We start from the raw sequence: 8,832 nt of genomic DNA, 5'->3' as shown, positions 1-8,832 counted from the left end.
GGCCGTAGGGCGAGCTGGCCACGATGTCGTGCCCCAGCTCGCGCAGCGTGGGCACCTGCGTCCAGCGTTTGGAGCGCTGCGCCGAGAAGATGACGAGCAGGCGCAGCTGGCCCGCATCGACCGCCGGCCCGAAGCCGGTGGAGTTGACGCCGGCCATCACCTGCCCCGACTCGATGGCGAGCAGTTGCTCCGAGGTGCCCTTGTAGGGCACGTGGATGTAGCTCAGGCCGCGCGCGGTGAACAACTCCTCGAGCACCACGTGCGGCGTGGTGCCGACGCCGTTGGTGGCGATGCTCAGGCGGCCCGGGTTCTCGCGCGCATAGGCGAAGAGGTCGTCGAGCTTGCGGAAGCGGCTGCCCGCGCCGACCAGCACGCCGAAGGTCACGCCGGAGATCTGGATGATGGGCGTCACGTCGCGGATCGGGTCCCACAGCACCTTCTGCGTGTGCACCGCACGGAAGATCGGCTGCGGCAACTGCGCGATGGTGTAGCCGTCGGGCTCGGCCTGCTGGAGGATGGGCATGACCATGGTGCCGCCGGCGCCGCCGCGGTTCTCGGTGATCACGCGCTGGCCCAGCGAGCGCGAGGCCAGCTCGGCCAGCAGGCGCAGCGAGATGTCGGTGGCGCCGCCAGCGGGCCACGGCACCCACAGCGTGATGGGGCGCGAGGGGAAGGGGTTCTGCGCGCGGGCGAAGCCATGCCACGCACCGACTGCGGCGGTCGCACCGAGGAAGTTGCGGCGGGTCGTCATGGCCCTCCCCCGGGACCACGCTTGGCGAGGCCACCGAAACCCCGCTGCGGGTCATAGCCCCAGCACGCCACCACAAAGAAGACCAGCAGGCAGCCCAGCACCACCCAGGGCGCCGCGCCCGGGTCTTTGCCGTAGAGCGCGAAGCGGATCCACTCCACCGCGTGCGTGAACGGGTTGAAGCGGGCCAGCTGGTACACCCACTCGGCGCCCGACTCCTGCAGCTTCCACAGCGGGTAGAGCGCCGTGGACAGGAAGTACATCGGGAAGATGACGAAGTTCATCGTGCCGGCAAAGTTCTCCAGCTGCTTGATGTGCACCGACAGCAGCAGGCCCAGCGCGCCCAGCATCAGCGCGCCGCACACCAGCGCGAGCAAAGCATGCAGGCCGGACCAGGACAGAAGCGGCAGCTCGGTGCCCAGCAACATCGCCACCACCACGAAGGCCAGCGCCTGCAGCACCGACAGGAGTGCCGTCGCGCACAGCTTGCTGAACAGCAGCCACGAGCGCGGCAACGGCGCGGTGAGCAGCAGGCGCATCAGCCCCATCTCGCGGTCGTAGACCATGGCCAGCGAGGACTGCATGCCGTTGAACAGCAACACCATGCCGATCAGGCCGGGGGCGATGTAGACGTCGTAGGGGATGTAGGTGTCGTAGGGCTCGACGATGGCCACGCCGAACACGTTGCGAAAGCCCGCCGCGAACACCGCCAGCCACAGCAGCGGGCGAACGAGGGCGGAGACGAGGCGGCCGGTCTGCTGCGAGAACTTGAACAGCTCGCGCACGACGATGGCTTGCAAGGCCTGCAGGGCGTGCGCAACGCCATGGCGGGCGACCTGCGCAGACGGAGCCGGCTGAGCGCCGGGCCGCCCCAAGCCAGCCGGCATCCCCTCGGGGGATCGCTCGGCGTACTCGCCGGGCGAGGGGTCGTCTACCGGGCTTTGCATAGCTTCTCCGGGGCGTCGGCGCCCAAGGTGTCGAGCACGTCGGTGGGATGCAGCAGCCCTTCGATCGGCGCCTGCGAGATCACCCCTTGGCCATCGGTGAGCAGCATCGACTGGCGCAGCTGCCCGTCCCATCTGCGAAAGCTCAGGGCGCCTCCCTTCGAGCCATCGACCGGCGTCTTGGCGAGCGCCTGGGCCCAAGCCGCATTCGGCCCCTTGGGCTCGACGGTGGCGATGGCGATCAGCGCCTTGCCGCCCATCCAGGCCGCCCAGTCGTGGTCGGTCATCGGCCGCCTGGTGGCCTTGGCGAAGCGGCGCGACACCTGCGGCGCGCCGTAGCGCTCGAACTGCGCATGCCAGGCCAGCGCCACCAGGCCGGCGTCGCCCACCACCGGCCGCGGCAGCACGGTGCGGTAGGGCAGGCTGCGCGCGAACTCGCCGTCGCTGTCGACCACCCACACCGCGTCGTAGGTGGCCCCCGCGGTCAGCAGCAAGGGGTTGGCGAGGTCGCGCTCGCGCGGGTCGGCCGAGAGCTTGTAGGGCTTGGTGGCCACCAGCTGCAGGCCGTAGCGTTTGATCGAGGCCTGCGCCGTGGCGGCGCGCAGCTGGTCTTGCGGGCTGTTGCCGACCAGCAGCAAGAGCTTGCTCCACTTGCGCGACACCAGCGTCTGCGCCAGGGCGTCGGCACGCATGCGCTCGCTGGGGATCAGGTGAAAGAGGCGCGCGCGGCAGTCCTGCTGGCGCAGGCGGTCGGCGCTGTCGCCGAGGTTGAGCACCGGCAGCTTGACGGCATCGGCCACGGCCAGCGTGGCATCGGTGCCAAGGTCGGTGAGCAACACGCCGGCGCCGGCCTTCTCGGCGGCCACGGCGGCGGCACGCGCGGCCTCGGGCGTGGCCGCGTTCACCACGTTCAGCGTGTTGGCGGCGCCGGCGGCTTCGAGCTCGAACTTGCCTTCGTCGAGCGCCACCTGCAGCCCGTCGCTGGCGGGGCCGCCAGTGTGGCCGAGGTAGGCGCGCTCCAGCCGCGTGCGCTCCAGCCGTGCGTCATCGGCCGGCAGGATCAGCGTGGCCTTGAGCGTGGCAGCCTGGGTCGATGCGGCAACGGCGCAAAGCATCAGGGCGGCCCACGCGCTTGAGAATTTCATTCGACGGCTCTCATTCAAGAATCGCCACGCCGTACGGCACGCGGCCGACGGGGATGCTCTTGATGGCCTTGGCGCCCGCCACGTCGACCACGGTCACGTCGTCGCTCAGGCCGTTGACGACGAAGAGCCTCGCCTCGGCCTTGTCGAGCGCCACGTTCCAGGCCCGCTTGCCGACCAGCACGAGGTTCGTGACCTTGCGCGCGGCCACGTCGACGAAGGCCACGTGGTTGGCCTTGCCCAGCGCCACGAAGGCGCGCTTGCCGTCGCGCGTCATCTGGATGCCCACCGGCGTGATGTCTTGCGCGCGCGCGCCCTTCACCTCGAACTTGAGCGTGCCGACCACGGTGTGCGTGGCGGTGGCCACGATGCTCACGCTCGCATCGAGCTCGTTGGTGACCCACAGCTCGCGGCCGTCGGGCGTGATCGCCATGCGGCGCGGCCGCTTGCCGACTTTCACGTTCTTGGTGATCTTGGCGGTGGCCACGTCGATCACGTGCACCAGGCTGGCCACCTCGGAGGTGACGTACAGCGTCTTGCCGTCGGCGCTGACCTTCACACCCTCGGGCTCCTGCCCGACCTTGATCGACTGCAGGGTCTTGCCGGTGGCGGCGTCGATGAAGCTGGCCTCGGCCTCGTCTTCGTTGGAGACGTAGATGGTCTTGCCGTCGGGCGACAGGTCGAAGGCCTCGGGCTCGTCTCCCAACGGAATGCGCCGCAGCGACTTGCCCGTCGCCGGGTCGATGACATCGGCCGCGTTGGAGTCGGTGCAGGCCACCATGATCTTGCGATCGGGCGTGATCTGGATGTGGCGGCCGCGCTTGCAGGTGGGCACGGTGCCTTTCACCGTCAGCGTGGCCAGGTCGATCATCGTGAGTGCATCATCCTTCTCGCTCGACACGTAGGCCGTGCCCTGCGCCGAGACGGCGGCACACACGGTGGCGAGGCCGAGGGCCAGGCCGAGGCGGGCTTTGCTGCTGAAGTTCATGCGTCTCTCTTTCCCGTTGTGATCGACATCAGGCGGTGCGGGCAATGAAGCCCGCCTCCAGCGTGGGCTGGCCGAGCGCACGCGTCACCTCGTCGGGCGAGCCGTCGGCCAGCAGGCTGCCCTGGTGCAGCACCAGCACCCGGTCGGCGGCCATCGCCTCCTCGACCCAGTGGGTGGCCCACAGCACGCACACGCCGCGCTCCTGCACGTCGCTGCGCAGCGCGGCCAGCAGATCCTTGCGCGACTTCGGGTCCAGGCCCACGGTGGCTTCGTCCATCAGCATCACCGCGGGCTGGTGCAGGCCGGCGCGCACCAGCTCGACCTTGCGGCGGTTGCCGCCCGAGAGCTCACGCACCTTGCGATCCAGCTCGCCGCCCAGGCCCAGGCGCGCGCAGCCCGCTTCGATGCGCTCGCGCGCCACGCGCCGCGGCAGGCCGTGCAGGTCGGCCTGGAACAGCAGGTTGCGGCGGATGCTCAGGTCGAGGTCGAGCGAGATCTGCTGGAACACGACGCCGATCTGCCGCAAGGCCGAGGCCGCCGCACGCCGCAGCGAATGGCCCGCCACCTCGACCTCGCCTTCGTCCGCCGCGAACAGCCCCGTCAGCAGCTGGAACAGGGTGGACTTGCCCGCGCCATTGGGGCCCAGCAGTGCCACGAACTGGCCCGCACCCAGCTCCAGCGACAGCGACTTGAGCGCCACCCGTTCGCCGTAGCGCTTGGTCAGGCCCGAGGTTCGCAGCAGGGTCGAAGAGCGGGCAGCAAGGGTCATGGTGTCGGCAAAGTCTGGAGGCTTGTCGGCAGGACGTTGAACACAGCAATCGCCGGGCCCACACGAGTTTGTGCGACGGTGGCCCCAGCGCGTTTCATGGCTTGCCCGCTTGCTTTCTCTTCAAGGCACGCGACGCTGAAACACTCTGTGCCGAACGTGTGTGCCACGAATTCGGCGCAAGGTGTCAGCGCCATTTCAACTACGGCACACCGCCCGTTGCAAGCCTGGAGCGAAATGTGGGTTTTCCCTCTCAGGGTGTTCCCTGCGCTCGACGGGATGCACACCCACCAGGACCGCGTCGCCGGGCGCGGAGCGCATGCCGCCGCTTCCCTCTGACCGCGTTCGCTGCGATCCGTTCTGCTTGTGCAGTGCACGCGCGTTCGATGAAGCCGGTGGCCCACAACAGGCACAGAACATGCGGTTAGGCGCTCCGCCGAGCTCTGTGGGTCGCTGGGTTGGTGGTCTCAGATTGTTGTTCTTCGCGACCGGACTCTGGTCACTTCATAACAGGAGACATCGATGAGAAATTCCGGGCATTCCAATGGGCGCATGTGGCGTCATTTGGGGTTGGCGCTTCTCGCTCTGCCAGCCTTGGCGCTGGCCAATGCGGACGTAGAGAAAAACATTGCCAATTCCAAGAACTGGGCAATGCAGGCGGGTGACATGTACAACCAGCGCTACAGCCAGTTGAAGCAGATCAACAAGGGCAACGTCGGCAAGATGCAGGTCGCATGGACCTTCTCGACCGGCGTGCTGCGCGGCCACGAGGGCTCGCCGCTCGTGATCGACGGCACCATGTACCTGCACTCGCCCTTCCCCAACAAGGTCTTCGCGATCGACCTCGACAGCCAGAAGATCCTCTGGAAGTACGAGCCCAAGCAAGACCCGGCGGTGATCCCGCAGATGTGCTGCGACACGGTCAACCGCGGCCTGGCCTATGCCGAAGGCAAGGTCATCCTGCAGCAGGCCGACAGCATGCTGGTCGCGCTGGATGCCAAGAGCGGCAAGGTGGTGTGGAGCGTGAAGAACGGCGACCCGAAGCTCGGCGCCGTCAACACCAACGCGCCGCACGTCTTCAAGGACAAGGTCTTCACCGGCATCAGCGGCGGCGAGTGGGGCGTGCGCGGCTTCATCGCGGCCTACAACCTGAAGGACGGCAAGCTCGCCTGGAAGGGCTACAGCACCGGCCCCGACGCCGAGATGCTGATCGACCCCGACAAGACCATGACCTGGACCAACGGCGCCATGGCACCGGTGGGCAAGGACTCGTCGCTCAAGACCTGGAAGGGCGACCAGTGGAAGACCGGCGGCGGCACCACCTGGGGCTGGTACAGCTACGACAAGGCCACCAACCTGATGTACTACGGCACGGGCAACCCGTCGACCTGGAACCCGAGCCAGCGGCCGGGCGACAACAAGTGGTCGATGACCATCTTCGCGCGTGACGTGGACACCGGCGTGGCCAAGTGGGTCTACCAGATGACACCGTTCGACGAGTGGGACTTCGACGGCATCAACGAGATGATCCTGGCCGACATCAACGTCAAGGGCAAGCCGACCAAGGCGCTGGTGCACTTCGACCGCAACGGCTTCGGCTACACGCTCGACCGCGTGACCGGCGCACTGCTGGTGGCCGAGAAGTACGACCCCAAGGTCAACTGGGCCACCCACGTCGACATGAAGACCGGCCGCCCGCAGGTCGTCGCCAAGTACTCGACGGCGCAGAACGGGCCTGACGTCAACACCAAGGGCATCTGCCCGGCCGCACTCGGCAGCAAGGACCAGCAGCCCGCCGGCTTCGACCCCGAGACCAAGCTCTTCTACGTGCCGACCAACCACGTCTGCATGGACTACGAGCCGTTCAAGGTCGAGTACACCGCCGGGCAGCCGTACGTCGGCGCCACGCTGTCGATGTTCCCGGCCCCGGGCAGCCACGGCGGCATGGGCAACTACATCACCTGGGACGCCGGCACCGGCAAGATCGTGCAGAGCAAGGCCGAGAAGTTCTCGGTCTGGAGCGGCTCGCTCAACACGGCCGGTGGCATCAGCTGCTACGGCACGCTCGAGGGCTACCTGAAGTGCGTGGACAAGAACGACATCAACAAGGAGTTGTTCAAGTTCAAGACGCCTTCCGGGATCATCGGCAACGTGTTCACCTATGAGCACAAGGGCAAGCAGTACCTGGGCGTGTTCTCGGGCATCGGCGGCTGGGCCGGCATCGGCATGGCGGCAGGCCTGGAGAAGGACCAGGACGGCCTGGGTGCCGTGGGTGGCTACCGTGAACTGGCCCAGTACACGGAGCTGGGTGGTTCGTTGACGGTGTTTGCCCTGCCGAACTAAGCGGCCCGCAGCAAACCTAAGACGAAGCAGACCCAAGTCAAACCGGGCAGACGGGATGGCACCGCGCGGATGCCATCCCGCTCCTTCATTTCGGATGGTTCAATGAAGTCAAAGCAGTTTCTCTTCTCCGTGCTGGTGTGTGCCGCTGCCGCAAGCGCCCACGCCCAAGACAAGCTCTACACGGTGGTCGATGGCTACAAGGTCGACGCCAAGACGATGGACGGCTTCCGCACCTGGCGCGCCGCGGCCTGCGACCGCTGCCACGGCGCCAACCAGGAAGGCATGGTCGGCCCGTCGCTGATTGCCAGCCTCAAGACCCTGAGCAAGGAAGAGTTCGTCAAGACCGTCACCGAAGGCCGCTTGCCCAAGGGCATGCCGAGCTTCGGTGAAAGCCCGCAGGTCAAGGAACACATCAACGACCTCTACGCCTACCTGAAGGGCCGTTCCGACGGCGCCATCACGCGCGCCAAGGTCGAACCCGCCAAATGAACAACACCCTGCCTCCGTGGCGCCGGATCGCCGCGCTCGCCTTCATGGGCGCTGCGGTCTTCTCATCGGCCCAGGCGCAGGACGCCGACAAGCCACCCGAGCGCAAGGCGCTGCGCGTGTGCCAGGACCCGAACAACCTGCCCTTCTCCAACCAGCAGGGCGCGGGCATCGAGAACCGCATCGCCGAGGTCTTCGGCAAGGCCATGGGGCTGCCGGTGGAGTACTACTCCTTCCCGCAGCGCATGGCCTTCATCCGCAACACCTTGCGCTACAAGCTGCCAGGGCAGGACTACCCCTGCGACATCGTGATGGGCGTGCCGGTCGGCTACGACCAGGTGTCGGTCACCAAGCCCTACTACCGCTCGACCTACGCGCTGGTGTTCCCGCAGGGCCAGGGCCTGGACGGGGTGCGCTCGGGTGACGACTTCCTGAAGCTCGACCCGGCCCGCCTGGACAAGCTGCGCATCGGCGTGTACGACCGCTCGCCCGCCTCGGAATGGCTGAGCGTGCACCGCCTGACTGACCGCGGCGTGCCCTACCCCATCCTCAACCCCGACCCGCAGCAGTACCCGGGCGAGATCATCGAGAAGGACCTCGCGGCCGGCAAGATCGACGTGGCCATCGTGTGGGGCCCGATCGCGGGCTACTTCGCGCAGCGCGTCAAGCAGCCGAAGCTGACGGTGGTGCCGCTGAAGTCGGAACACGGCGTTCGCTTCGACTACGAGATGGCCATGGGCGTGCGCTACGGCGAGCGCGAATGGAAGCAGAAGATCGAAGGCCTGATCGAGTCGCAGAAGCCGGCGATCCAGGCCATCTTGAAAGACTACGGCGTGCCCGTCGTCGACGATTCCTTCGCCTACAAGGAACCGGCGAGAGAGCAGCCGGCGAAGTAAGGTGTTCGGCGTCTTGCGCATGACCCTGATGGCCTGGCTGGCGGCCGCAGCGCTCGCGCTGCCGGCAGCGGCCTTCGCCGCGCAGGACTACTCGCCGGCCGAGCAGGCCATCTTCATGGCCGATCACCTGGGCAACACGCGGCCGCCCTCGACGCTGCGCTACAGCTTCCGCAAGGCCGGCAGCCTGGAGACGGGTTTCGACGACAGTGTGGCGGTGATGCTGAGCAAGCAGGCCGACGGCCGCTGCTGCGCGGCCACGGCGGCCTTTTTGAGCGGCGCGCGCCAGCTCTCGCTGCCCGCCATCGACAAGGCGCAGGCCAACCCGGTGATCCTGTACTTCCTGGAGCACGACATCCGCGAGATGCACCGGCTCACCAAGGGCCCGGAGAACTCCTTCCGCAAGCGCATCCGCATGGCGGTGTACCAGGGCGCGACCGTCGCGCCGGCCTCGTTCCGCTACCAGGGCCGCACCGTCGCCGGACAGGAGATCGTGTTCCGGCCCTACCTCGACGACCCCAA

9 protein-coding genes are annotated in these 8,832 nt (G+C 67.5%); 4 read left to right on the top strand and 5 right to left on the bottom strand.

Annotated elements, in window-relative coordinates; genetic code table 11:
• The 5 genes from VFL64_RS12680 to VFL64_RS12660 form a co-directional block, all read right to left on the bottom strand.
• Window positions 1-751: tripartite tricarboxylate transporter substrate binding protein (locus VFL64_RS12680; RefSeq protein WP_489540739.1), on the bottom strand; the 751-nt coding region annotated here is incomplete at its 3' end.
• Complete coding sequence (locus VFL64_RS12675) at window positions 748-1,635, bottom strand: ABC transporter permease (protein ID WP_489540741.1); 888 nt, start codon at window positions 1,633-1,635, stop codon at window positions 748-750. The genes VFL64_RS12675 and VFL64_RS12680, both read right to left, overlap by 4 nt.
• Window positions 1,636-1,679: 44 nt before the next feature.
• The gene (locus VFL64_RS12670) at window positions 1,680-2,837 is read right to left on the bottom strand and encodes an ABC transporter substrate-binding protein (protein ID WP_489540738.1); all 1,158 of its coding nucleotides are present in this window, start codon (window positions 2,835-2,837) and stop codon (window positions 1,680-1,682) included.
• Window positions 2,838-2,847: 10 nt separating this feature from the next.
• Window positions 2,848-3,822, bottom strand: a complete 975-nt coding sequence (locus VFL64_RS12665) for a PQQ-dependent catabolism-associated beta-propeller protein (RefSeq protein ID WP_489540737.1) — start codon at window positions 3,820-3,822, stop codon at window positions 2,848-2,850.
• Between the two features lie 28 nt (window positions 3,823-3,850).
• A complete protein-coding gene (locus tag VFL64_RS12660) occupies window positions 3,851-4,591 on the bottom strand; it encodes an ABC transporter ATP-binding protein (RefSeq protein WP_489540736.1) in 741 nt (246 codons plus the stop codon).
• 519 nt (window positions 4,592-5,110) lie between these two features.
• Between VFL64_RS12660 and xoxF the strand changes: the two genes are divergently transcribed.
• From xoxF to VFL64_RS12640, 4 genes are all read left to right on the top strand, one after another.
• On the top strand, window positions 5,111-6,931 hold the full coding sequence (gene xoxF / locus VFL64_RS12655) for a PQQ-dependent ethylene glycol dehydrogenase XoxF (RefSeq protein ID WP_489540735.1): 1,821 nt from the start codon (window positions 5,111-5,113) through the stop codon (window positions 6,929-6,931).
• 102 nt (window positions 6,932-7,033) lie between these two features.
• Window positions 7,034-7,420 (top strand): c-type cytochrome, encoded by a 387-nt coding sequence (locus VFL64_RS12650; RefSeq protein WP_489540734.1) that lies wholly within the window; start codon window positions 7,034-7,036, stop codon window positions 7,418-7,420.
• 44 nt (window positions 7,421-7,464) lie between these two features.
• The gene (locus VFL64_RS12645; RefSeq protein ID WP_489540740.1) at window positions 7,465-8,313 is read left to right on the top strand and encodes a substrate-binding domain-containing protein; all 849 of its coding nucleotides are present in this window, start codon (window positions 7,465-7,467) and stop codon (window positions 8,311-8,313) included.
• A 19-nt stretch (window positions 8,314-8,332) separates the two neighbouring features.
• Window positions 8,333-8,832: hypothetical protein (locus tag VFL64_RS12640; protein WP_489540733.1), on the top strand; the 500-nt coding region annotated here is incomplete at its 3' end.

Source organism: Rhizobacter sp., assembly GCF_035702065.1.
GTDB lineage: Bacteria > Pseudomonadota > Gammaproteobacteria > Burkholderiales > Burkholderiaceae_C > Rhizobacter.
Note: the sequence above shows the minus strand (reverse complement) of the source record. Positions and strands in the feature narration are given on the sequence as shown.

What these genes read in the sequence shown, in the direction of transcription:
- VFL64_RS12675 (WP_489540741.1), bottom strand. Translation starts at nt 1,635, where the DNA reads ATGCCGGCTGGCTTGGGGCGGCCCGGCGCTCAGCCGGCTCCGTCTGCG.
- VFL64_RS12670 (WP_489540738.1), bottom strand. Translation starts at nt 2,837, where the DNA reads ATGAAATTCTCAAGCGCGTGGGCCGCCCTGATGCTTTGCGCCGTTGCC.
- VFL64_RS12665 (WP_489540737.1), bottom strand. Translation starts at nt 3,822, where the DNA reads ATGAACTTCAGCAGCAAAGCCCGCCTCGGCCTGGCCCTCGGCCTCGCC.
- VFL64_RS12660 (WP_489540736.1), bottom strand. Translation starts at nt 4,591, where the DNA reads ATGACCCTTGCTGCCCGCTCTTCGACCCTGCTGCGAACCTCGGGCCTG.
- xoxF (WP_489540735.1), top strand. Translation starts at nt 5,111, where the DNA reads ATGAGAAATTCCGGGCATTCCAATGGGCGCATGTGGCGTCATTTGGGG.
- VFL64_RS12650 (WP_489540734.1), top strand. Translation starts at nt 7,034, where the DNA reads ATGAAGTCAAAGCAGTTTCTCTTCTCCGTGCTGGTGTGTGCCGCTGCC.
- VFL64_RS12645 (WP_489540740.1), top strand. Translation starts at nt 7,465, where the DNA reads ATGGGCGCTGCGGTCTTCTCATCGGCCCAGGCGCAGGACGCCGACAAG.